Source organism: Streptomyces sp. CB01373, from assembly GCF_002803075.1.
Classification (GTDB): Bacteria; Actinomycetota; Actinomycetes; order Streptomycetales; family Streptomycetaceae; genus Streptomyces.
Genome location: NZ_NNBK01000025.1, coordinates 15,037 through 36,948, shown reverse-complemented (window position 1 = coordinate 36,948; position 21,912 = coordinate 15,037). Strand labels below are relative to the sequence as shown.

The following is a 21,912-nucleotide window of genomic DNA, read 5'->3' as shown; positions in this document are numbered from 1 at the left end:
GGATGGGTCCGCTGGTCGCCCGGCTCGGCCGGGCCGGCCGGCGGATCCGGCACGCCGACCGGGCCCGTCCGTGGGTGCTGGACACCGCGGTGGTGGTGCTGGTCTTCCTGATGTTCTGCCTGCCGGACCTGCTGCACGCGGTCGGTGTGATCGACGGGGAGGGCGACGGCCCGCGCCGTTTCCGCCTGGTGTTCACCCGGTTGCCCGTGGCGGGCATGCTGGCCCTGCAGGCCGGGCTGGTACTGCCGCTGCTGTGGCGGCGCCGGGCGCCCGCCGTCGCGCTCGGCGCCATCGCGGCCGTGTTCGTCCTCCAGTGGTCCCTCGGCGCCGCGCTCCGCGCGGACGTCGCCCTCTTCGTCGCCCTGTACAGCCTGGCCCTGCACGGGCGGCTACGGCAATTGCCGTGGGCCTCTGTGGCCACGGCGGGCGCGCTCGGCCTGGTCGCGGCACGGGTGTCGGCGGCGGTGTCGGTCTGGGACGCGCTGTTCTTCCTGCTCAGCACGGCGACCGCGGCCCTCGCGCTCGGCCTGGTGATCCGTATCCGGCGGGCGCAGCTGGCCGGGCTTCGGGACCGTGCGGCCCGGCTGGAGATCGAACGCGACCAGCGCGGCAAACTCGCCGTCGCGGCCGAACGGACACGGGTGGCCCGCGAGATGCACGACGTCGTCGGCCACAACCTGTCCGTCATCATCACGCTCGCCGACGCGGGTGCCTATACCTTCGGGGTCGCTCCGGAGCGGGGCAAGGAGGCCCTCCACCTCATCGGCGACACCGGCCGGCAGGCCCTGGGCGAACTGCGCCGGGTGCTCGGCGTGCTGCGCGAGGCAGACGGCCCGCCGACCGAGCCCGAGCTGAGCCCGCAGCCCGGTCTCGCGGACATCAACGCACTGTGCGAAGGGGTACGCGCCGCCGGCCTGGAGGTCGTCTACCGTACCGCTGGAGACGTCGACGCCCTCGACAGCGGGGTCCAGCTCACGGTCTACCGCATCGCGCAGGAGGCCCTGACGAACACCCTGAAGCACGCGGGCGCCGGCGCGCGTGCGAACCTGGCTGTCGCCATGGAGGACACGCGGCTGACCATCACCGTCCAGGACTCCGGCCCGCTCGTCCAGGCCGACCGTACCGGCACGGCGAACGAGGAAGGACACGGCCTGGTGGGCATGCGGGAGCGAGCGGCTCTCTACGGCGGACACGTCAGCGCGGGTCCCGAGGGCGCCGGCTGGACGGTACGGGCCGCACTCGACCTCACTCCCCAGGGCGGTGCCCGGTGACCACTGTGCTCATCGTGGACGACCAGCCGCTCCAGCGGTACGGCTTCCGCATACTCCTGGACTCGGTGCCCGAAACTGAGGTGGTGGGCGAGGCCGCGCACGGAGCGGAAGCGGTGCGCAGAGCCGCCGAACTCCGCCCCGACGTCGTCCTCATGGACGTACGCATGCCGGGCATGGACGGCATCGAGGCCACCCGCCGCATCGTCGCCGCGGGCGATCGCTCCCGCGTCCTGATGCTGACCACGTTCGACCTGGACGAGTACGTGTATGCGGCTCTGCGCGCCGGAGCCAGCGGCTTCCTCCTCAAGGACGCCCGCCCCGAGGAACTCCTTGCGGGCATCCGGGCCGTGGCCGTCGGAGACGCTGTGATCGCCCCCGCGCTCACCCGTCGTCTCCTGCACGAGTTCGCCCGTCTCGTGCCGCTCGGCGGCGACGGCTCCGCTGAGGACCCGCGCTTGAGCTCTCTCACCGACCGTGAGCGCGAGATCCTCGTCGCCATCGGCAAGGGCTGGAGCAACGGCGAGATCGCCGCCCACTTCGTCCTGTCGGAGTCCACGGTGAAGACTCATGTCGGCCGCGTCCTGGCCAAGATCGGCGCCCGCGATCGCATCCAGGCGGTGATCTTCGCCTATGACCACGGCCTGGCCCGGCCTCATGGGGACTGAGCGGCGGCGCCGTTTGCCCTCATCCGCCCTGGTGGGAGGGGCGTGCGTGGTTCAGGGATGGTGGGGGCGGTCGGTGGGGGCGGCGCCCTGGCGCGAACTGCGGGAGCGTGACCTCCACCCTTGCGCGGGTGACGGCGCACTGGTCGGCGCGGACGCCGGGCCGCTACGTTCCCTGTGGGCGCAGGGGGCCCAGCGGGGGCTCAGGGGCTCACGGGATGTCGCACAGTTGTCGGCGTGGGACCGAGGGGTGCGTTGCAGGGCGACCATGGCGGCGTCGTCGTTCAGATGTCCGCCGACGTGGGCGAGCAGGTCGGTGCGCAGGTGGTGGAGCAATGCCTGGGGGCTGTCGTGCGACCGGGAGACGGCTCGTTCGGCCAGCGGGAAGAAGTCGCCCTGTGGGGCGCGGGCCTCGATGACGCCGTCGGTGGCGGCGCCTGCTCCACCCAGTACGACCCTGCGGTGAAGCGGTGACATCCAGGGCGAACTTCCCAAGGCTGCCGTCCCCTACACCGAGGCCCATCTGCGCGCCCTGGCCGAACGCCGGGGCCAGGACCGGCCCTCGTCCTGCCGGACGGCCGCCGAGCCGGAGCACAGCGGGCAGCAGGTCAGGCACGTCGTCTACGCCGAGCAGCAGGACGTGGTGGCCGACCGCCTCGGTCACGCCGTCGGCGACCGGCTCGACCGTGCCCCCGCACCCCCTGACACGCGCAGAGCAGACCGCCTTCCTCCACAACCTGGCCAACCGCCTCAAACTGGCCCGCCTCGAACCCGCCGACCATGACCTGCTCCGGCAACGCCTGACCACCCGCTGAACCACACACGCCCTCACTGCCCCCGGCCCCGGCCCCGGCCCCGGCACATCAACCGACAACTCCCGTGCGTACCGTGCCAATAGGCGCGCCAACCAGACTGCGCAAAAACCGGCGCAGCACCCAGCTCACTGCGCAGCACAAAAAGGCCAGCTCAGCCCACACGCCATCCAACGCTGGCATCTCCGCTTCGGGCATCCCTCCCCCCGCGGACCAGGCATACCGCCCGGTACAGCTGAGCAACAGCAGGCCACAACCAAGATCAATAAGCAGGCACAACAGCTACGCCACACTCGCCGCGCTCGCCGGCCTCGGGCTGGAGTGGGCGGCCACGGAAGGAGCGGCGTGATGAGCGCGGGCGACCAGGAGGCCGCCGGGCAGCGGGTGCAGGACGCCGTGCGGCGGCACGCCCGCACCAGGGCCTTCGCGGAGGCGGAGGACGTCATCTCGGCTGTGCTGTCCGACCCGGGGGTGCGGGAGGCGCGGGAGCGGGTGGAGGCGGCGGAGACGGAGCTGGGCACGGAGCTGGGCGCCCGTCTCCAGCCGTTCCAGGACCGCTACGACCAGGCCGTGGCGGAGGGCGACGCAGACGGGCTCGCCGGGCTCTGCGCGGGCAAGCACGGCCGCTGGGGGCGGATCTGCGTCCTGCCCGACGGGCACGAGACCTCGATGGAGGAACCGCGCTGGGGCCGCAACAGCGAGGGCCGGCCGATCGCGTGGGTGGGCAGCGCACCCGACGACTGGGAGCGGCGGCGAGAGCGGCGACAGGACCCCGGGGCGCAGGGCGGCCCGGGGTCCTTCGCTGTCCGGGGCCAGCGCACCGCTCCCAGGCCCTACACGCATTGGGGTGCGATGCCCCGGGGTTCTGACCTGCGGCATCGCACTGGTGTGCGTGTAGGCCCTGGGATCTTCGGGGCGCTGCCCTTCCGTCAACTACGTTGAGGATCACCTTCCCTCCTGACCTTGATCACCAAGGCCAGAGTCAGACGAAGATCACCAAGTGGGTCACTTTTGATCCGCCGTCAGAGGGTCAGCGTTCGGCCGTCGTCGAGACGGCCCTGTCCATCGCTGGCGTCGATGCCGTCCGGTACTGCCGGGGCGGACCGGGTTACGTGCGGTGCCAGCGGCTCCTGCACATCGGCGGATCCGGAGCAGCACCCTTCTACGGCCTCAAGTCCCTGCAAAGCTGCACGCTGTTCGCCATGCAGAAGAGCTCGGATCCGGGCACGCCGCGCGGCTTCGACGAGGCGAGCAGCGCGGAGCAAGGGGACCTCTTCCTGCACATCATCGAGATGGGCTGCACAGATGTCTGTCTCCTGGCCCTTACTGGCCCCCTTACAGGCCGTGTCGTCATCGGCAACAGCGATGGCTACCGGGGACCCAACGTCTCCTCAGCGCAGGACTTTCTTGCCTGGTACGAGCGGTGGCTTGACCACATGGCCCGGGGTCGGGACAACCGGGCGCTCGAACTCACTTCGCCGCAACTTCGCAGCCATCCAAACAGACATCGACTGGCACCGAAGATCTGACTCTCCGTGGTCGCGCCACAGAAAGTGGACCAGAGCCTTTGTTTTGACGTCACGTGAGGGCTTGTGGTGGGAGCGTGAGGTGTGCTTCTGCCGCTGTGAGCCGGGGGTTGAGGAACAGCGGACGCGTTCGCCACCGGTCCGCATCGACCGCGAGTGACTCCGGCTGGCACTGGCCACTCCGACACCGGGCGAACTCAGCGCCGTGCAGCACCAGCTCAGCGCCGGTACCTGCCGGAAGATCATACTGAGGTCTACCGGACGTCACCTGAGCCCAGCACAATCGCCCGTATGACGATCACCACGAGCGCCTCGCCGCCGCCCACGCACAACAGGCCCGTCGCGCTCGCCCGGGGGTTCCTCACGGGTGGCGTGACGGGGGCGTTCCTGGCGGCCGTCGTCGTCGGGGTCGTCATTGAGAACGAGCCGCTGATCGTCGGGGGAGCGTGCCTGCTCGCGGTCTACGTCCTGATCCGCTACCTCGCCGGCCTGCCGAGGCGCGCCCGGGAAGCGGAGATCCCGCCGCACCTGGCCCTCGCGATGATCGAGAGCCTGGAGGCCGTCGGGGGTGAGACGAGCGACATACCGGTGAAGTTCGACCTCACCGTCACACCGGACGACGCACCGGCGTACCGCGTCGAGTTCACGCAGGACATCAACCTCGCCGACCTGCCCGACTACAGGCCGCGCGGCATCCTGGTCGTCCAGTACCCGCCGGACCGGCCGCTGAAGGTGAGGATCGTCAAACGACCGACACCGGACTGGGAGGAACGGGCCGCCTCGGCCCGCCTCGACTCGGCACCCGGACCGGCCCGGGCGAGCGATCCCTTGGAAGGCTGCGCTGCCACCCTGGTCGGGTTCCTCGGTCTGCTGCTCGGCGCGGCCTTGGTCGTCCTGTTGTTCCGCGCGGACCTGTTCGCCCAGGACGACACCGACACCGCGCGGCCCTCGGTCTCCTCCTCCAGCACCTCCTCGTCGTCCACGACCACCGTGTCGTCGGCGTCCGGCACGGTGGCCCTCGGCCCCGGTCAATCCTTCCTGGACGAGGGCAGGTTGGGCCATTCCGTCGCCGCGCTCGCCAAGGGCGAGGACAAGCAGCGGGCGCTCACCGTCGTCGTACAGGAACGCCTGCTGACGGTCGTCTTCGCCCCCACCGGCACCCAGGCGGCCTCCCGACTCGACCTGGATTCCATGCCGTACGACCGTGTCCCCGCCCTGGTGAAGGAGGCCACGACCACGCTCGGCGTCGGCTCCCCGCGCACCTGGCAGCTCACCGCCGACCGCCTCACCGGCAGGGTGGCCCTCAGGGTCTCCGTGACCGGCTCCGAAGGCACCGCCTATCTGGAGGCGGACGGGCAGGGCAAGGTCGTTCGGCGCGTCTCGGCAGGAGGCTGATCCATGGACTGGCATGTGTATCTGGTGCTGTGGTGCGGGGTGTTCGGCGCGTGGGCGCTGGTCGGATACGGGAGGTCGCTGGCCGGGATGACCCGGGCGCAGCGGACGGTCTGGGCGACGGACGGATCGAGCGGGTGGACGAGCCCCGGCACGGAAGCTCCCCGAGCGACGGGATAGCCGTGGTCGCCTCCTTCCAGGACCCGTCCACCGGGCAGGAGTTCACCGTCACCAACGAGGGTGAGCGCGGCGAGAGGATCAGTGTGGCCTGGACGGGCCGGGAGATCGGGGTCCATTGTCCGCGCGGCAGACCCCACGCCTTCCGGTTCGCCAACCACCTCTCCGAAGCCGGGCGCGGCCTCGGCTGGGCGAACTTCGCGCTCTTCCTCGTCTACGCCGGTCTGGTCGCCGTCGCCGCGATCGACTGGGGCTGGCCGTGGGCGCTGCTCGGCTTCTGCGGGCCCTGGGCCCTCTCCGGCCTGTACCACCTGCCCGGGAACATCCGCGACAGGAACCGCCGTATCGACCAACTGGCCGCCATGGCCGCCGCATCCGGCCGTGTCGTCGCCGTCCTCAAGAGCGTCACCGTCGACTCCAACGACGGCCACACCCTGACCAACCTGATGCCGGTCGTCACCTTCACCACCCTCGACGGCAGGAAGGTCACGGCCTACTGCGAGTCCGGAATCCCGGACCCCGCCGGATCACGGGGCCTGAACCTCACGATCCACTACGCCCCCGACGACCCGGCCCTCTTCGTCCTGGACGTCGAGGCCGAACGCCGCTCCTGGAAGCGGGACATGGCCGTCAACGTGGTGGGTGTGCTGGTCGTGGCGGCGGCGGCCGTGGTGGGGATGGTCGCGCTGTGACCCGGGAGCCGGGCTATCTTCCCGCCATGGAGCCGCTGACGTTCGACTACGAGAACCTGCATCTGCGCGTGGACCGAGGGCTGTTCGAACTGTTCACCATGGGCAGATCCGAGCTCCGGGTGCCGCTGCGGTGGCTCGGGGCACTGGCGCACTACAAGAAGCCCGCCCGGCCCGGCCAGTTGTTCATCGGCACCGTACGCGATCCGAGCGCCGTGCTCTACGGCACCGACCAGGCCGCCTGCGTCCTCGCCGGGCGTCCAGAGTTGTTCGGCGGGGTGCATGGTGCCGTCGTCGCCCTCGCTGGTCTCGATCTCGTACAGGGCCGGGGCGGTCAAGCGCTCACCCCCGCGACGGCGGCGTCCAGGAGCGCCACGGCGTCGGCCTCGTACGGGTCGGCGAACAGCTGGTGGTCGCTGACGTCGAACGGCGCGTACCGTGCGCCGACGCGGTAGCCGGGCACGGCGGTGGTCTCCCGCCCCTCCAGCGCGGTGGTGAGCCGGTCGTGGTCCTGCTGGGCGTGGCGGGTCTGGGTGTACGGGCCGAGGCGCAGCAGGGTGTAGCCGTCGAGGCTGTCGTCGCGTTTGCGGGCTTCGATGTAGAGGGCGTAGTGCGCTGGTTCCATGCCGACGTCGTCGGGCAGGGGCAGGCTGGCGGCGGCGTGGGTGAGCATCGCGCAGCCGGGCTGCCAGATGCCGAGGATCGCGGTGGTCTCGCAACGCTGCCAGCCGCGTTCGGTGTAGCCGAGCTGGCGGCCGTGGAGGTAGGCGCCGGCGTGCGGGGTGTCGGGGTGGACCAGGGCGACGGCGATCATGTCGGGGCCGTGGTCGTCGCCGGGCCGGGTGTGGGCGCGTTCCACGAACGGTCCGATCCGCACGGCGATGTCCTGGGCGCCGCCGGGTGTCCAGGGCTGGGGGTTGCGAAGGGCGGTGAGCGTGGCGCGGAAGGCGTCGACGGCGGCCTGGTCCTCGGGGGTGAGGGTGCCGGGGGCGTGGCCGCAGCGGCGGAAGCGACGGATCATCGGGTGGGCTCCTGTTCGCGGGTGGGGTGGGGCCAGGGCAGGGCGAGGCCGTCGCCGGCGGTGCGGGGTACGAGGTGGCCGTGGAGGTGGAACACTGTCTGGGTCGCGGCCGGGCCGCAGGAGGTGAGGTAGTTCCACTGGCCGCCGATCTGCGCGGCGAGTTCGGCGGCGCGCAGCTGCACGGTGGCGGAGACGACGGAGTCGGTCGTGAAGTCGGCGACGTGGCCGCGGGGCAGGACCAGGAGGTGGCTGTCGGCGCAGCCGCCGCTGCGAGGCACGATCGCGAGGGCAGTCGGTCCACTCGTGGACGATCGTGGCCGGGGCGCCGTCGTGGATGATCCGGCAGAACGGGCAGTCGGGGCGCGGGTGCTTGCGGGGGACCGGCGGCCGGTTGATGTGGTGGTGGGTGACCTGCACCTGGACGCCGGCCTCCCGCATCCGGTTCCCGATGGCGTCGGCGATTGCGAGTGCGCTTTTCCGGACTACGGATGTCGGCAGCGTCCGGCATGATCTCGGCATGCTGGTGTTGAAGAGTGGCTCGGTTGTGCTGTCGAAGCGGCCGACGAAGCCGATGGTCGGTGCGAGGGTGGGCGACCTCAAGCGAGATGGCTCGCTGGTGCTTGAGCGGGTGGAGGAGGAGCCAGGCGACTGGTATGTCCAGGTATGGCTGCGCGAGGACAACACGTTTCAGCTGGAATACCGCGACGGCGTTCCGTCCGAGCACTACCAAACCCGGACCATCTCCCGCGAGAAAGCTGCGGAAGCAATGATCGGCTGGATGAAGCGCGATCCGGCCTGGAAAGACGCCTTCCAGTGGATCAACATCGGCTCAATGTTCGAAGGCGGCTACCAGGGCGACTACTGATGCGTCGCTCACGGGGCGGTCGGCTTCGGCGCGCGGGGGAGGTGGACGTGGAGGTGCTCGACTTCGACATCACGGCCGCTCTCTCGGTGGGTGGGTGCCGGGCATCATGGTCTTCGACGGGAGCCCATGCCCGAGAGGACGAGTGCGGCAGGTGACTGGAGACGTACGGACGGTCCTGACGGACCTGTGGCAGCAGCATTGGCCTGACTGCCCGCCGGTGGGTTACAAGCTCCGCGAGCCCTACCGCAATGTCTGGGTTCGCTTCCACAGCCTGCCGGAGTCGAAGCGATACCCAGAGGACGAAAGCGAGTACGCCGTCGTCCTGGGGCGGTACAACACGGTCCTCGACGAGTTGTTCTCCGGTAGGGATGTGTACGTGATCACACCGGTCTGGACGACCGAAGCCGACATTCCGCCATACCTGCCCGACACTGCCTACTGGCAGAGCCTGCTGGTGGAGGACGATCCTGACCCGGAGTTCCGTACCTACTGCCATCTCTTTGCCGCCCGACGGGCCTGGCAACATGGCTGCCTCGACGAGTTGCTCCGTGACATTGCTGACGACAAGGTCGCGGGAGTTCTCGTCACCGACATTCAGATGCGGCGCATCCACTACCCCTACGACGGAGGTGCTGACGTCTTCCTCACCACGCCTGCGGAACGGGATCTGACGCGCGAGCGGCATGCCCACTGGCTTTCCAGAAGTCCGTCGGGGCTTTGACGGGTCAGGGTCCCAACCTGCGAATCATGGGCCGACCTGCTGCGCGACTGCCGGCGGCGGGGAATGAAGGACCCGGCCCTGGTGGTCGGGGACGGGGCGATGGGCCTGTGGCGGGCCCTGGCGGAGGTGTTTCCGTAGGCCAGGTACCAAAGGTGCTGGGTTCACAAGACCAGGAATGTGATCAACTCCCTGCCGAAGTCCGTGCACACCGGGGCCCGCAAGGCCCTGCAGGAGATCTACAACGCCGAGATCGGGCCCATGCCGAGCAGGCGGCCCGCGCGTTCGCGAAGGACTACGGCACCAAATGGCCCAAAGCCGCCGCGAAGATCACTGATGAAGCTTCCCCGTGATCTTGGACACTCGATGCTTACGCCGCGGGGGCGTGTTCTTGTTCGAGGCGCTGTCGGGCGGTCGACTCCCGCAGGCCCTCCGCGAGCGCGATCAGTTCCTTGGTGCCATCCAGGCGGACGCCCATCAGGACCAGGACGCAGGAGTGGGCCTGGCCGAGGCGGACCTTGGGGTGAACGCCGTCGGCCCACACGTAGACGTAGTCGGTGGCGGACAGGTCGCGGTTCTGGAAGGCGGCGTGGTCGTCCTGCCACTGCCTGGTGAGCCGGGTGACCGTCGCCGCGGACAGGCCGGCCGAGCTGCCGAGGAACTGCTCGAGTGCGGGCACAAAGTCGCCGCTGGACAGTCCGTGCAGGTAGAGGAGCGGGAGGGCTTCGCTGATCTTCGGGGACTTGCGGCACCAGGGCGGCAGGATCTTGGAGGAGAACCGGTGACGCTCGCCGGTTTCCTCGTCGACGCGACGATCGTTGACCCGCGGCGCCCGTACCTCAACAGAGCCGGCGGCCGTGGTCACGGTGCGGGGGCGGTGGTGGCCGTTGCGCACCACCAGGCGGCGGCCGCGTTCGTCCGGCTCGGCCGTCAACTCGGCTATGTACTGGTCGACTTCTACCTCAGGGGCAGCGGCGAGCATCCGCCGGGCACCTTCCCGCACGATCTCGTCGATCAGAGATCCGGTGGACGTGGAGCCGTCCTCTTTGATTACGCTGAGCATGGGCGTGCCTTCCTGACCCGCGCGGCAACGCGGGCCCTGACTTGGTGACCATCACAGGATCATCGGGAAGGTACGCCCTTCGCATGCCCTCCCGAGGGACGATCCACAAGTCATGAGCATTGCTCGTTCGCCCACGCCAACCTGGGCTCGTTGTTTCCGTACCTGCCCAAGCGGCCCGGATACAACAAGCGGCTGCGGGCCGCATTGCCGCTAGTCAAGAAGGCGATACGGCTGCTCCTCGTGGACAGCGACTTCTGGTTCGACAACCACTGGATCGTCGACTCCACGCCGGTGCCGTGCGGCATGTCCCGAACCACGGTGAAGCGGTCGGATATGGCCGGCCGGGCCGGATACGGGTACTGCGCCTCTCACTCGCGGTTCTTCTGGGGTCTGCGCCTGTATCTGGTCTGCACACCGACCGGCATGCCCATCACATGGGCACTCGCGAACCCGAAGATCGACGAGCGGGAAGTGCTGGCCTCGATGCTGGAGCGCGAGCCGCATCTGGCCACCGACCGCCCAGGGCTGCTGGTCATCGCGGACAAGGGCTTCGCCTCCAAGGAGTTCGAGAACGACCTCGCGATGCGAGGCGCTCCACTACTCCGGCCGTCCTTCAGGAGGGAGAAGCGCCGCAAGGGCGAGTCCCTGCTGAAGTCGGTGCGGCAGCTGATCGAGTCGGTCAACGACACACTGAAGGGGCAGTTGGACCTCGAACAGCACGGCGGACGCAGCTTCGAAGGCGTCGCTGTCCGGGTCGCTCAGCGCATCCTCGCGATGGCCGCCGCGATCTGGCACAACCACAAGACCAACGTCCCCGTCCTACGGCCGCTGATCGCATTCGATCACTGACCGTCACGGGACCGTGTCCCGTCGGGCAAGTATTCACGAGCGGTCTGTGGCTGGCCTGGGCGGGCCAGCCACGCCGACGCATGCCTCGTTGCCCTCGGGGTCGGCCAGCACCCAGTTCGACGGCGCGTCGGCGTCGTTCACCAAGCGGCCGCCGGCCGCGAGCGCTGCGGCAATCCGGGCCTCGGCCTGGTCGTACGGCACCCACACGTCCACGTGGACCCGGTTGCGCTGCGGGCGCGGTGCATCCATCTGCTGAAAGTAGAACGGTGCCCCGCGGCGGCGCGGGTCGATCAGGTCCTCGCCACTGCTCGCGCGGTCCTGGTAACCGAGCAAGGCACGCCAGAACGCCACCACGTCGGGACCGGCGAGAGCATCGATGGTGATCTGGACGGTCTGCACGGCGGACGGATCGGCTGGTATGTCCAGCGTGCGGGCCACCGCCGAGATCTGCCGGGCCAGCTCGACGTGCCGTTGGGTCAGCCCGTAGTAGTCGTCCGTGACCGTGATCAGCCGTACGATCACGCCCCCCTGCCTCACGTCGACGTCCGGGTGATCGTCCGCAACTCCCGGTAGCTCACTGATCGCCTGCACGAACTGGGCGCCGGCCACGAACGAGCCGGTGCTGAAGTAGGCACACGCTCCCTCGCCCACGACGCGCCAGTCCTCCACGCCGGCGGTCTCGTGGAACTGCTGCGGCCTGATGCGCTCGATCTTGCTCTCCACGCAGGTCATGCGCTCAACGTAGCGTGCAGCTCCGACAACTCCCCTCGATCATTCGGCACTTCGGAACTACTCGTCTCAGATGCCCAGTCGTTGAAAACGTGATCGCCGCAGGTGGACCGTCGGACGACCGCGTGTTTCACAGGCGAACGCGGCGGTCGAGTAGGAGTCGCACAGAGAGTGCTCAGGTGCGGTTGCGGTAGGCGGCGAGGAGGAAGAGCCAGATCTCGCTGACGGTCGGGAAGCAGGCGATGGCGTGCCTGAGTCGCTTGAGCGGGACCTCGCCAGCGACCGCCACGGTCGCCGAGTGCAGCAGTTCGCTGACTCCGGGGCCGACGAAGGTCACCCCGAGCAGGACTTCCCGGTCGAGGTCGACCACCATCCGCGCGTGGCCTGGGTAGTTGTCGGCGTAGAGGTTGGCGCCCAGGGCGGCGTTGAAGTCGAGGTCGACGGTGTGGATGCGGTGGCCGGCCTGGGCCGCCTGTTCGGCGGTCAGGCCAACGGAGGCCGCCTCGGGGTCGGTGAAGAAGACCTGGGGCACGGCGTGCTGGTCGGCGGTGGTGGCGTGGTCTCCCCACGGGCCGTCGTCGAGGGGGCGGCCTGCGGCGCGGGCGCCGATGGCGTCGCCGGCGGTCCGCGCCTGGTACTTGCCCTGGTGGGTGAGCAGGGCCTGGTGGTTGACGTCGCCGAGGGCGTACAGCCATGCGCCGTCGACGTCACGGACCAGGCCGGTGGTGTCCACCTTCAGCCATGCGCCGGGGGTGAGGCCGACCGTGTCCAGGCCGATGTCCTCGGTGGCGGGGGTCCGGCCGGTGGCGAACATGACCTCGTCGGCCTGCAGTTCGCTGCCGTCGTCAAGGGTGAGGGTGACGGGCCCGGTGGGGTCTGGGCGGTGCACGGCGGTGACCTGGGTGCCGATCCGCACGTCCGCACCCGCCTCGGTGAGGCTGCGCGCGATGAGCTCGCCCGCGAAGGGTTCCATGCGGGGGATCAGGCGGTGGCGGGCGAGCAGGGTGACCTGGGAGCCCAGGCCCTGCCAGAGGGTGGCCATCTCCACGCCGACTCCCCCGCCTCCGACGATGGCGAGCCGGGCGGGCACGGTGCTGGAGTCGGTGCCGTGCCGGTTCGTCCAAGGCCGGGATTCGGGGATGCCGGGGATGTCGGGCAGGGCCGGTCGGCTGCCGGTGGCGATGGCCACCGCGTGCCGGGCGGTGAGGGTCAGGCGCGCTCCGTCGTCCCTTGTGACCGTGGCGCGGCGGGGGCCGTCGAGGCGGCCGTGGCCGCGGTACAGGTCGGCGCCGATGGACTTCACCCACTCGGCCTGTCCGGTGTCGTCCCAGTCATTGACGTAGTGATTGCGGCGGGTGAAGACCCGGCCGGTGTCGGGTCGATCGGTGACGGCCTGCCGGGCGCCGTCCACCCGGTGGGCGTCGGCGAGGGCGATGACCGGCCGCAGCAGTGCTTTGCTGGGGACGCAGGCCCAGTAGGCGCATTCGCCGCCGACCAGTTCACGTTCCACGACGGCCACGGTGAGGCCGGCGGCGCGGGCGCGGTCGGCGACGTTCGCGCCCACCGGGCCCGCGCCCAGCACGACCACGTCGTAGGTGCCGCGTTCCTGGTTCTCGCGTGCTTCGCTCATTGCTCCCTCGCGTCTGGTAGGGGCGGACGGGGCCACGTCCCAGCTCATGTAACCGCGCGGTGCGCACACAGCCGTCCTACTTGGCCGTAGGAATCACCAACAGCGGCCATCCGTCCCCCTGACGGCCCACGCAGAGGATCGGCTGGCAGGCGCCATCCTGTTCGGCGACAACCGCGCCGCAGGCCGGGTCATCCGGCTCTTCGACCGCCAAGAACCCGTCCCCTCCGATCGCCGCACCCTGCTCTTCCTCGACCTCGCCGACCGCCCGACGGCCGAAGCCGCACCCGAGACCGCCGTGGTACGTCAGTGCAACGGCGTCAGCAAGGAGACCATCCTGCGCCACTGCACCGAACCCGGCACGGACCTCGGGCGGATCGCCCGACGCACCCGAGCCACCACTGATGCGGAGGGTGCCCCGACACCGTACGTGCCCTGCACGTGCAGGCCGGCCGCCCGCCACACCCCGACAGGAGCCGGTGAGAACCATCCCCGCCATCTTCCAAAGCTGCGACTATGGCACGGAAATGACGAACCGGGCATGGCAGCGCAAGTGCGGCCCGGGCTTTGGGCCGTGTAGGCGGACCGGGGGCCAGGCGTCCGCGCGCCCTGCCGCCGGTTATCCGCCGTCCATGACCCGGATGATGGTCTTGCCGCGGGCTTGGCGGCCGGGGGCGAACGCGGCGGGTGCCTCGGCCAGCGCCCTGAAGTCGCCGACGATCGGCTTGAGCCGTCCGTCCCTGAGCCGCTGGACCAGGTCCGCGAGCCGGGCACGGTCGGGCTCGACGACGAAGAAGACGGCCCGGCCGTCCCGCGGACGGACCTCGGGCGGCGAGGCGATGGTGACCAGCGTGCCCCCGGCCCGCACCAGTGGGGCCGAGCGCTCCTGGACCTCGCCGCCGATCACGTCGAGGACCAGATCGACCTCCCCGACGCCCTCCAGCCGATCGGCCTGCAGATCCACGAAGGCATCCACGCCCAGCCCGACAGCGGTGTCCCAATCGCCGGCCCGGCCCGTGCCGATCACCCGCGCCCCGCCTCACGCGCGAGTTGCACCGCGATCGACCCCACGCCGCCCGCGACCCCGTGGACCAGGACGGTCTGCCCTGCGGTAAGCCGACCGTGCTCGAACAGGGCCTGCCAGGCGGTCAGCCCCGAGATCGGCAGTGCGGCGGCCGCCGTGTGGTCGACGTCCGCCGGAAGCGGGGCCAGATTGCGAGCCTCCACCGCTGTGTACTCGGCCAGCGAGCTGTCCCGGGTCCAGTCGGCCAGCCCGAACACCCGCTGGCCCACCGAGAGACCGGTGGTGCCGTACCCGAGTTCGGCAACGATGCCCGACAGCTCGTGTCCAGGCACGCTCGGCGTCCGGTCGCGCCCGGCGCGATCCGTCCATGTTCCCGACCAGGCGAGTTCCCCCGGGGTGAACCCAGCGGCATGCACGCGCACGATGACGTCGTTCTCGGCGAGGTGGGGTAGGGCACCTCCGTCAGCGACATTCCCTCGACACCGGGGGCGCGGTCTCGAACGACGACGGCCTGCATGCCAGGTCCTCTCTCCAGTGGTGATTCAGGCTTCGCCCCCCTTCGAACAGTCGGAAACAGGCTGCCTCGGACTCCCGCAGCCCGCCTGCCAAGTTTCCGAGGGTGGCGAGCAGCGTGCTGACGTGATCGTGGAGGCGCCCGGTCGGTTGTTCTTCGCGCCGGGTCTCGCACGGGTGAGCATGGACGATCTCGCTCGTGAGTTCGGGATGAGCATGAAGACGATCTACCGCCATTTCCCGGATAAGCGCAGCCTGGTGACCGCGGTGCTGGACCGCCAGTTCGCGGCGGTGGAGCGCACGCTGGCGGCGGCGGCCGAGGACACGGAAGGGCAGCTGTTCGGTGTGCGGGTACAGCGGTTCCTGATCGCGGCAGGCAGTGAGCTCGGGCGGATCGGCGCGGCTCAGCTTGCGACGGGGCGGGGCGATGCGATGCTGCGCCAGTACGTGGAGCAGCGTGTGGACGCGGTGGTCTACCGGCGGCTCGACGAGCTGTTCCGGGACGGGCACCGTCGGGGACTGGTGTCGGCGCCGCCTGAGCTGCTGAGTGAGATCACTCGCGGCGCGTTGGAGCGGCTGCTCAACTCGCAGTTGCCGCGCGAACTGGACTGGACCGTGGCCGATCTGCTGCGGGCGACCGTCGACACCGCGCTCTGCGGGGCGATCCGCCCAGCACATTTCGGCACCGACGACGAACAACTCCGGGCGGTCATTCCGACGGCCCGCGATGATGATCAGGAGGTGAACCCATGACTGGGGCAACCGGCAGGGTGGCATTGGTGACAGGGGCCAGCAGCGGAATCGGTGCGGCCACCGCGGGTCTCCTTGCCGTGCGAGGGATGCGCGTGGTGGTCAACTACCTCCGCAACACCAAGGCGGCCGACGAGGTCGTGACCGGCATCGAGGCCGCAGGCGGGCAGGCCATGGCCGTGCAGGCCGATGTCCGCGAGGCAGCGGCCGTCGAGAGCATGGTCGAGCAGGTCCGGGCGGCGTGGGGCGGCATCGACGTGCTCGTGCACAACGCGCTGATCCCGTATGCGGTGAAGTCGTTCCAGGACATGACGTGGGAAGAACTGGGCGGCAAGATCGACGCCGAGATGTATGCGGCGTTCGCGGTCACCAAGGCCGTCCTGCCCGCCATGAGCGAACAGGGCTGGGGACGCATCATCTACATCAGTACCGGCCTCAGCCGCCGGCCTCGGGCGGGCATGATCGCGCTGGGCACGGCCAAGGCCGCCTTGGAGCAGTTCGCCCGCTACCTCGCCCAGGAACTGGGCCCGCAGGGCATCACGGTCAACATCGTCGCAGCCGGCCCGGTGGAGGACACCCGCATGGGGTCCGCGCTCGACGAGGAGATCAAGCAGCGGCAGGTGGCCCTCACCCCCGTGGGCCGCCTGGCACGCCCGGCCGATGTCGCCCAAGCGGTCGCCTTCTACGCCGGCGAGGACAACACCTTCATGACCGGCACCACGGCCGCGGTCAACGGCGGAATGTCGATGGACTGACAGCCCGACCGGCATCCGCCGCACCGTCACCTCAGCACCATACGCCGCGCCGTACCGCGCCCGTGCAGGACGACGCGGCGATGACACGATCAAGGAACAGCTTCATGTATACGATCGATCTCGCCTATGCCGGGCGGGGCCTGCACGAGGAACTGGTCGCCTACATCGCCGACCAGGAGGACTTCTACGCCGACGAGGGCGTCCACGTCGCGCTGCGCGACGGCTGCACCTGGGACATCGAACGGCTGCGCCGCTGCGCCACCATCGGGCTCGGCCGGGCACTGCTGTCCCGGCTGACCGACGGCACCCCGTGGGTCGCCCTCAACATCAACACCCACCACCCGCTGTTCTGGTTCCTCGCCCGCCCCGGCCTGACCTCCCTGACGGACCTGGCCGGCCAACGACTGGCGGTACACGCCCCCCACACCCCACCCGGGTGCTTCGCCCGGATCGTGCTGCACCAGGCCGGCCTCGACCCCGACCGCGACGTCCACACCGTCGTCCGCTCCCCCGGCGACTACCGCATGGACCTGCGCCGACTGCGCGAGGGCAAGATCGACGCCGCCTACGTCGGCAGCACCATGGCGCCCGAGGCAGTCGCCGCCGAGCACGGCTGGCAGGTGCTGGCCTGGGTCGGCGACCACTTCCAGATCCCCACCGTGGGCGTGGCCGTCGACCCCACCTACATCGACCCGGACGACCCCGCGGCCCAGGCCGTCGTACGAGCCCACCGGCGCGCTCTGCAGGTGATCCACAACGCCCCCGACACCACCGTGCGGCACATGGGGACGTTCCTCGGCGGACAGACCGAGGATGAAGTCCGAGCCCACTACGAGAGGTTCATCGCACCGTACTTCACCATCGACGGCCAAGCCGACCTCGCCGTCGGCGACAGCGCGATCACCGCGGTCGCCGCCGAACTCGGTGTCCCCGCCACCGTCACGGCAGCTGAGGTCTACCGCACCGCAACCACCACACCCTAGAAGCCCGGCGCCGCCGGCGTTGCCAAAGCGCGGGCAGTGTCTCAAGTCCGCCCACGCAGAGACCCCTGCGGCCGCTAGGCCGTTTGGGACTGCCGCAGCCGGGGCTCATCGTCGTCATCGGCCGCGGTCTCCCTGACCGTGATCCACCCGTGGTACTCAAACATCCCACGCTCGTAGTGAGATGGCCCGCTTCGCCGCTCCAGCCGCAGCATGATCCGCCGGACACGCCTTAAAGGAGCGCAGATTATTGACTCGTCCTTTTGATCTTCGTTTGGGTGGGGTCTGAGGTAAGGAACGCGGCCACGTCGGCGGGTGTACAGAACCGGACAGTGGAGGCGTTGACGTGGTGGCCGCGTGCTTCCAGGAGAGGCCGGACTTCCTGGTTCGCTCGGCTGATGGTCGCGGCGGCGACACCGAAGAGCTCGCCCAGGAGGTTCACGGTGGCGAGTTTGCGCAGGTGGAGCACGGTGGCCAGGATCCGGTCCTCGGGTGCAAGTTTGGCTTTGGCGCCTGTGCCGGGAGCTACCAGGCGCTCGTGCCCGCGACGGGTGCGAAGGGTCTGCTCGCGTTGCAGTTCCAGCTCGGGAATCAGTGTGTCGATCAGTTCGCCGAGCTGCCGGTCGGACATGCCGGTGAGTTCGGGGTGTCGCAGGGAACGCGATGTCAGAGGTGGTGGGTTGTTCGTCGGCTGCTGGTTCGTCGTGTGGCTGGCCGGGGTCTCTTGCAGCGATGGTTGGGGGTGGAGGGTGTAGTTCCAGTCGCCGTGGAAGCGGTGCCGTGTGATCGGCAGAGCGGCAAGTTCCTCGTCGGTGACCTGGATGCCGGTGGGGTAGCGGTTGGTGTCGAGTTCGGCGTGCACGGTCAGGCCGGTTCTGGTGGTGGTCGCGGCGATGCTCTGGACGATGACTTCGTGACTGGTCAGGGTGCCTGCCACGCCAGTTCATGGTGATGTGGGAGAACAGCCGGTGCTCGATCCGGTTCCACTTCGATGTGCCGGGAGGCAGGTGGCAGACAGAGATCGGGTGCGATACCCGTTGGAGCCGCCCGCGTCGGCGGTGATCAGCAGTCGGCCGGCGGTGGGATAGGCGGCCCGTCCGGCTCCGTTCCACCAGCGGCGGATGGATTCGACGGCGAACGCAGCGGTGTCGTGGTCGGTGCCCACGTTGACCCAGCCGGTGTTCGCGGCGACGTCGTAGATGCCGTAGGGCACCGCTTTGCCCAGTTCGCGGTCGGGGAAGTCGTGGGTGTCGACCCGTACCGGCTCGCCTCTCGGCTCCCATTCGCGGCCGTTGTTCTTGAAGGGGCCGACCAGTTCCTTCTTCTTCGTGTCCACGCTGATCACCTGCTGGCCGCAGTTCTGGTGTTGGCGGGCCCGGTCGTTGAGATAGCGGAACTGGGCGTCCCGGTCGGGATGCTGCTTGCCCTCCAGGGTCTTGGCGTTGCTTTGCAGGCTGAAGCCCTCCTCTCGCAGCAGGTCGCCCACCGTGTCCGCGCAGATCCGGTGGCCTTGGCGGGTCAGTTCCTCGGCGAGCTTGCGAGTGGATTTGGTGGTCCAGCGCAGCGGTGACATGGGGTCCCCACGGACGTCGGGCTCGACCAGGGCGAGGAGCGCCGCCCGAAGTGCCGGGTTGAGGTCGACGACGCGTTTGCGGCCGCCGCCAGCTCTGCGGACACGTCCCAACCGGGTCTCACCGGAGTCGACTTCCCGTACCCCGAGCGACACAGTGGCCTCACGGACACCGGCGGCACGGGCCACCGCTCTGATTCCGCCGTGGCCGAGCGACCGGGCCTCTGCCCCTATCAGCAGACGACGCTGCCGCTCGTCCAGATGCCACAGGATCGCCTCGAACTTGGCTGCCAGCACGTCCCGTTGCCCTCCCAGCCTGCTCATACCAGAGCAACGACCCGTCGAGCGGGAAGCCACGGGTTAAAGATCTGCACTCCCTAACTGACCGTTTCAAAATGTAGGCGAGCGTTGGGCTTCGGGAGTCGATGGCTGTCGGGTGCTTGCGGTCAGGGCGCCGCGTCCGTGGTATCGAGTAGTACGCACTGATCGAATTTCATGCAGCCGCACTCCAGGCAGTCCGCAACTGCCTGCCGCAGAGCCTGAGTCTGCGCGATGTGTCGATCGAGTTCGGGCAGCTTGCGCGTAGCCATGTCCCGCCACTGGCGGGTAGCGGACGGAGTGGTGTCATCGGCCAGCAGTTGCGTGATCTCGGCGAGGGTGAACCCTGCCCGCTGCGCCATCTTGATCAGGGCGACCCGGCGGACTGTGGTCGCGGGCCATACTCGGCGCCCTCCTTCGCGACGCGCGCCGGGCAGCAGACCGCGCTCCTCCCAGTAGCGCAGCGCTGAAGCTCGCACGCGGGCTTTGTCCGCGAGCTCACCAATGGGCAGATATCGCATGCCCGCCCCTTCCTTGGTTTCTGTTCGGCCTTGACTTCAAGTGTGCTTGAAGCGCGACTGTGACCTGCATGTTCTCAGCAGTACCGGGACGCCTGATGCCCGGCCCCTACCGCTCCCTGTTCGCCGACCGCACCTTTCGGAGGCTGATGCCGGTCTTCGCGTTGTCCGATCTGGGCGACGGCATGACCGTCGTCGCGGTCGCCTGGCTCGCGCTCGCGCTGGGGCCCGACGGCGGCCGAGGCGCGCTGGCCGGCATCGCTGTCGCCTCCTACGTCCTGCCCGGCGCCCTGGGCGCACTGATCCTGGGCAGGTGGATGCGCCGGCTTCCCGCGTGGCGGCTCCTGGTCACCGACTCTGCGCTCCGGGCCGTACTGCTGGGGGCGGTACCGCTCGCGCATGTGGCGGGACTGCTCACCCCGGCCGTGTATGTCGGGCTCCTGGGCGCGTCCTCGCTGCTTCATGCCTGGGGCAAGGCCGGCAAGCACGCACTCTTCGGCCCTCTGCTTGCTGACGACCAGCGCCTGGCGGCCAACAGCGTGCTCAGCACCAGTCTGTGGAGCGCAACCATCGCGGGCCCCGCTCTCGCGGGCCTTCTCGTGGGAGTGGTATCCCCGGCATGGATCATCGGCCTCGACGCCGCCACGTTCGCTGTGCTCGCCCTCCAGACCAGCCGCACCACCCTGCCCCGGTCACCGGTGCCCCCTGCGACCGGCGGGGCAGAGCGCGGGCTGAGGATTCTGTGCCGCCAGCCGGAACTCCTCGGCCTGCTCCTCGTGACCTGGGTGTTCAACCTCGCCTTTGGCCCCGTCGAAGTCGCCCTTCCCTTGTTCGTCTCCGGCAACCTCGATGCGGGCGCGGGGCTGCTCGGCGCCTATTGGGCCGCCTTCGGTATCGGAGCTGTCATCGGTGCTCTCGCCCTGGGTGCGGCCAGACGGCTTCCCCTGTGGCCGGCAATGCTCGGCATCATCGGCGGCCACGGCATCGGCATGCTCCCTTTCGCCCTCACGGACACCGTCCTCCCTTCCCTGATCGGTTTCGCTTTCGCCGGACTCGTCTACGGTCCCTACTCCGCGCTCTCCTTCACCCTGATCCAGGACCGTGCACCCGCCGATTTGCTCACCACGGTTCTGGCTGCGCGCAGCGCCGTACTCCTGACAGCCTCCCCCCTTGGAGCCGCGTTCGGAGGCTTCCTCCTCGACCGGACCAGTGCCCCCGCCGTCCTCGTCGGCTGCGGTGCGTTGATGATCCTCATCGTTCCCACCAGCATCGTTGTACTGAAACTCCACGGAAATCATCGACGACGGCATCAGTCCTCACGCATCCCGGCCGAAGCAAGGCGCGCTGCTTGAGACGGGCCGGCGCTGCATCACTCACGTCACTTTGACCGGGCCGAAATCTCGACACGTGACTGACCATCTTGTTCCTGATGACCTGTGGAAGCGGGTCGCGCCCTTGCTTCCCGCACCCCCGGCGCGCAGGCACCGATCCCCCGGACGAGTGCGTGTTCCCGACCGTGTGGCACTGGCGGGCATCGTGTACGTCCTGCGCAAGGGGGTGGCCTGGAGAGACGTGCCCGCAGTGATGATCGGTTGCTCAGGAGTCACCAGTTGGTGGCGATTGCGCGATTGGACAAAGGCCGGCGTCTGGCCGCGCCTGCATCAACTACTGCTGACCGAACTACGGACCGCCGGAAGGCTGGAGATGGACGACTGCGCGATCGACGGTTCACACATCAGAGCAATGAAAGGGGGGAATCATGTCGGGCCATCGCCGGTTGACCGCGCCCGCCCAGGCTCCAAGCACCACGTGATCGTTGACTGGCATGGCACCCCGCTCGCCGTTTCCCTGACCGGAGGGAACCGTCACGACGTCACTGAGTTGATCCCACTGCTGGACGCAATTCCGCCGATACCCGGCCTGCGTGGACGGCCCCGCAGCAGGCCCAAGCGTCTGTTCGCCGACCGCGGCTACGACTTCGACAAGTACCGTCGACTGCTGTGGAGACGCGGTATCAAACCGCTGTCCCCGGCGACCCGGTGGCCCAGCCCCGCCGTTGCGGAGGCCTGGTCGGCCGCCCTGG

Annotated in this window: 19 protein-coding genes and 7 pseudogenes; 16 read left to right on the top strand and 10 right to left on the bottom strand. The window is 69.4% G+C overall.

What is annotated here, in order from left to right; genetic code table 11:
* Positions 1-2: 2 nt before the first annotated feature.
* Positions 3-1,271 (top strand): histidine kinase, encoded by a 1,269-nt coding sequence (locus CG719_RS32055; RefSeq protein ID WP_199836870.1) that lies wholly within the window; start codon positions 3-5, stop codon positions 1,269-1,271.
* Entirely contained in the window at positions 1,268-1,936 is a 669-nt protein-coding gene (locus CG719_RS32050) for a response regulator (protein ID WP_100572210.1), read from the top strand. The genes CG719_RS32055 and CG719_RS32050 overlap by 4 nt, the downstream gene beginning before the upstream one ends.
* Positions 1,937-1,987: 51 nt before the next feature.
* Here CG719_RS32050 and CG719_RS32045 read toward each other — a convergent pair whose 3' ends face one another.
* The gene (locus CG719_RS32045; protein WP_100572209.1) at positions 1,988-2,410 is read right to left on the bottom strand and encodes a SpoIIE family protein phosphatase; all 423 of its coding nucleotides are present in this window, start codon (positions 2,408-2,410) and stop codon (positions 1,988-1,990) included.
* A gap of 209 nt (positions 2,411-2,619) precedes the next feature.
* Here CG719_RS32045 and CG719_RS37255 point away from each other — a divergent pair, with 209 nt between their 5' ends.
* From CG719_RS37255 to CG719_RS32025, 5 genes and pseudogenes are all read left to right on the top strand, one after another.
* Entirely contained in the window at positions 2,620-2,748 is a 129-nt protein-coding gene (locus CG719_RS37255; RefSeq protein WP_267895378.1) for a hypothetical protein, read from the top strand.
* A 345-nt stretch (positions 2,749-3,093) separates the two neighbouring features.
* Positions 3,094-3,687 carry a hypothetical protein gene (locus CG719_RS32040; RefSeq protein ID WP_234375861.1) on the top strand — a complete coding sequence of 198 codons (594 nt, stop codon included), beginning with the start codon at positions 3,094-3,096 and terminating at the stop codon, positions 3,685-3,687.
* Positions 3,684-4,274: an SMI1/KNR4 family protein gene (locus tag CG719_RS32035; RefSeq protein ID WP_199836865.1), complete on the top strand. Its 591-nt coding sequence runs from the start codon at positions 3,684-3,686 to the stop codon at positions 4,272-4,274. Before CG719_RS32040 ends, CG719_RS32035 begins: the two co-directional genes overlap by 4 nt.
* A 288-nt stretch (positions 4,275-4,562) precedes the next feature.
* On the top strand, positions 4,563-5,666 hold the full coding sequence (locus CG719_RS32030; RefSeq protein ID WP_100572208.1) for a hypothetical protein: 1,104 nt from the start codon (positions 4,563-4,565) through the stop codon (positions 5,664-5,666).
* A 3-nt stretch (positions 5,667-5,669) separates the two neighbouring features.
* A pseudogene (locus CG719_RS32025) lies at positions 5,670-6,532 on the top strand (DUF3592 domain-containing protein).
* A gap of 331 nt (positions 6,533-6,863) precedes the next feature.
* On the opposite strand, the gene CG719_RS32020 reads toward CG719_RS32025, so the two are convergent.
* Together CG719_RS32020 and CG719_RS36895 are read right to left on the bottom strand one after the other, a co-directional pair.
* Positions 6,864-7,550 (bottom strand): hypothetical protein, encoded by a 687-nt coding sequence (locus CG719_RS32020; RefSeq protein WP_100572207.1) that lies wholly within the window; start codon positions 7,548-7,550, stop codon positions 6,864-6,866.
* A complete protein-coding gene (locus CG719_RS36895) occupies positions 7,547-7,828 on the bottom strand; it encodes an HIT family protein (RefSeq protein ID WP_100572206.1) in 282 nt (93 codons plus the stop codon). Before CG719_RS36895 ends, CG719_RS32020 begins: the two co-directional genes overlap by 4 nt.
* A 239-nt stretch (positions 7,829-8,067) precedes the next feature.
* On the opposite strand from CG719_RS36895, the gene CG719_RS32010 reads away from it, so the two are divergent.
* The 3 genes and pseudogenes from CG719_RS32010 to CG719_RS32000 all read left to right on the top strand — a co-directional run.
* On the top strand, positions 8,068-8,415 hold the full coding sequence (locus CG719_RS32010; protein ID WP_234375860.1) for a hypothetical protein: 348 nt from the start codon (positions 8,068-8,070) through the stop codon (positions 8,413-8,415).
* A gap of 217 nt (positions 8,416-8,632) precedes the next feature.
* Positions 8,633-9,136 carry a DUF3885 domain-containing protein gene (locus tag CG719_RS32005; protein WP_100572265.1) on the top strand — a complete coding sequence of 168 codons (504 nt, stop codon included), beginning with the start codon at positions 8,633-8,635 and terminating at the stop codon, positions 9,134-9,136.
* A gap of 21 nt (positions 9,137-9,157) precedes the next feature.
* Positions 9,158-9,474, top strand: a pseudogene (locus CG719_RS32000) (transposase); the annotation flags it as partial.
* 71 nt (positions 9,475-9,545) lie between these two features.
* Here CG719_RS32000 and CG719_RS31995 read toward each other — a convergent pair.
* Positions 9,546-10,196, bottom strand: a pseudogene (locus CG719_RS31995) (transposase); the annotation flags it as partial.
* Between the two features lie 126 nt (positions 10,197-10,322).
* Here CG719_RS31995 and CG719_RS31990 point away from each other — a divergent pair.
* Positions 10,323-11,045, top strand: a pseudogene (locus CG719_RS31990) (IS982 family transposase); the annotation flags it as partial.
* Between the two features lie 33 nt (positions 11,046-11,078).
* Here CG719_RS31990 and CG719_RS31985 read toward each other — a convergent pair.
* The 3 genes and pseudogenes from CG719_RS31985 to CG719_RS31970 all read right to left on the bottom strand — a co-directional run bounded on the left by CG719_RS31985 (position 11,079) and on the right by CG719_RS31970 (position 14,942).
* Complete coding sequence (locus CG719_RS31985) at positions 11,079-11,777, bottom strand: VOC family protein (protein WP_100572205.1); 699 nt, start codon at positions 11,775-11,777, stop codon at positions 11,079-11,081.
* A gap of 172 nt (positions 11,778-11,949) precedes the next feature.
* Positions 11,950-13,404 carry a dihydrolipoyl dehydrogenase family protein gene (locus CG719_RS31980; RefSeq protein ID WP_100572204.1) on the bottom strand — a complete coding sequence of 485 codons (1,455 nt, stop codon included), beginning with the start codon at positions 13,402-13,404 and terminating at the stop codon, positions 11,950-11,952.
* A gap of 616 nt (positions 13,405-14,020) precedes the next feature.
* Positions 14,021-14,942: pseudogene (locus tag CG719_RS31970) on the bottom strand (NADP-dependent oxidoreductase).
* A 122-nt stretch (positions 14,943-15,064) separates the two neighbouring features.
* Between CG719_RS31970 and CG719_RS31965 the strand changes: the two are divergent.
* The 3 genes from CG719_RS31965 to CG719_RS31955 all read left to right on the top strand — a co-directional run bounded on the left by CG719_RS31965 (position 15,065) and on the right by CG719_RS31955 (position 17,426).
* Positions 15,065-15,691, top strand: coding sequence for a TetR/AcrR family transcriptional regulator (locus CG719_RS31965; protein WP_199836863.1), 627 nt, complete (start codon positions 15,065-15,067; stop codon positions 15,689-15,691).
* Complete coding sequence (locus tag CG719_RS31960; RefSeq protein WP_100572202.1) at positions 15,688-16,443, top strand: SDR family NAD(P)-dependent oxidoreductase; 756 nt, start codon at positions 15,688-15,690, stop codon at positions 16,441-16,443. Before CG719_RS31965 ends, CG719_RS31960 begins: the two co-directional genes overlap by 4 nt.
* Positions 16,444-16,547: 104 nt before the next feature.
* Complete coding sequence (locus CG719_RS31955) at positions 16,548-17,426, top strand: ABC transporter substrate-binding protein (RefSeq protein ID WP_100572201.1); 879 nt, start codon at positions 16,548-16,550, stop codon at positions 17,424-17,426.
* 244 nt (positions 17,427-17,670) lie between these two features.
* Here CG719_RS31955 and CG719_RS37635 read toward each other — a convergent pair whose 3' ends face one another.
* The 3 genes and pseudogenes from CG719_RS37635 to CG719_RS31945 form a co-directional block, all read right to left on the bottom strand.
* Entirely contained in the window at positions 17,671-18,360 is a 690-nt protein-coding gene (locus tag CG719_RS37635) for an ISAzo13-like element transposase-related protein (protein ID WP_442802760.1), read from the bottom strand.
* A 52-nt stretch (positions 18,361-18,412) separates the two neighbouring features.
* Positions 18,413-19,317 (bottom strand): annotated as a pseudogene (locus CG719_RS37630) (ISAzo13 family transposase); the annotation flags it as partial.
* Between the two features lie 122 nt (positions 19,318-19,439).
* Complete coding sequence (locus tag CG719_RS31945) at positions 19,440-19,832, bottom strand: MerR family transcriptional regulator (protein ID WP_100572200.1); 393 nt, start codon at positions 19,830-19,832, stop codon at positions 19,440-19,442.
* Between the two features lie 95 nt (positions 19,833-19,927).
* Between CG719_RS31945 and CG719_RS31940 the strand changes: the two genes are divergently transcribed.
* Positions 19,928-21,181: an MFS transporter gene (locus CG719_RS31940; protein ID WP_199836862.1), complete on the top strand. Its 1,254-nt coding sequence runs from the start codon at positions 19,928-19,930 to the stop codon at positions 21,179-21,181.
* A gap of 55 nt (positions 21,182-21,236) precedes the next feature.
* Positions 21,237-21,851: pseudogene (locus CG719_RS31935) on the top strand (IS5 family transposase); the annotation flags it as partial.
* Between the last annotated feature and the right edge of the window lie 61 nt (positions 21,852-21,912).

Excerpts from the sequence above, each read along its gene's own strand:
- CG719_RS32055 (WP_199836870.1), top strand. The coding sequence starts at position 3 with ATGGGTCCGCTGGTCGCCCGGCTCGGCCGGGCCGGCCGGCGGATCCGG.
- CG719_RS32045 (WP_100572209.1), bottom strand. The coding sequence starts at position 2,410 with ATGTCACCGCTTCACCGCAGGGTCGTACTGGGTGGAGCAGGCGCCGCC.
- CG719_RS32040 (WP_234375861.1), top strand. The coding sequence starts at position 3,094 with ATGAGCGCGGGCGACCAGGAGGCCGCCGGGCAGCGGGTGCAGGACGCC.
- CG719_RS32030 (WP_100572208.1), top strand. The coding sequence starts at position 4,563 with ATGACGATCACCACGAGCGCCTCGCCGCCGCCCACGCACAACAGGCCC.
- CG719_RS32020 (WP_100572207.1), bottom strand. The coding sequence starts at position 7,550 with ATGATCCGTCGCTTCCGCCGCTGCGGCCACGCCCCCGGCACCCTCACC.
- CG719_RS32010 (WP_234375860.1), top strand. The coding sequence starts at position 8,068 with ATGCTGGTGTTGAAGAGTGGCTCGGTTGTGCTGTCGAAGCGGCCGACG.
- CG719_RS31985 (WP_100572205.1), bottom strand. The coding sequence starts at position 11,777 with ATGACCTGCGTGGAGAGCAAGATCGAGCGCATCAGGCCGCAGCAGTTC.
- CG719_RS31980 (WP_100572204.1), bottom strand. The coding sequence starts at position 13,404 with ATGAGCGAAGCACGCGAGAACCAGGAACGCGGCACCTACGACGTGGTC.
- CG719_RS31960 (WP_100572202.1), top strand. The coding sequence starts at position 15,688 with ATGACTGGGGCAACCGGCAGGGTGGCATTGGTGACAGGGGCCAGCAGC.
- CG719_RS31955 (WP_100572201.1), top strand. The coding sequence starts at position 16,548 with ATGTATACGATCGATCTCGCCTATGCCGGGCGGGGCCTGCACGAGGAA.
- CG719_RS31945 (WP_100572200.1), bottom strand. The coding sequence starts at position 19,832 with ATGCGATATCTGCCCATTGGTGAGCTCGCGGACAAAGCCCGCGTGCGA.
- CG719_RS31940 (WP_199836862.1), top strand. The coding sequence starts at position 19,928 with ATGCCCGGCCCCTACCGCTCCCTGTTCGCCGACCGCACCTTTCGGAGG.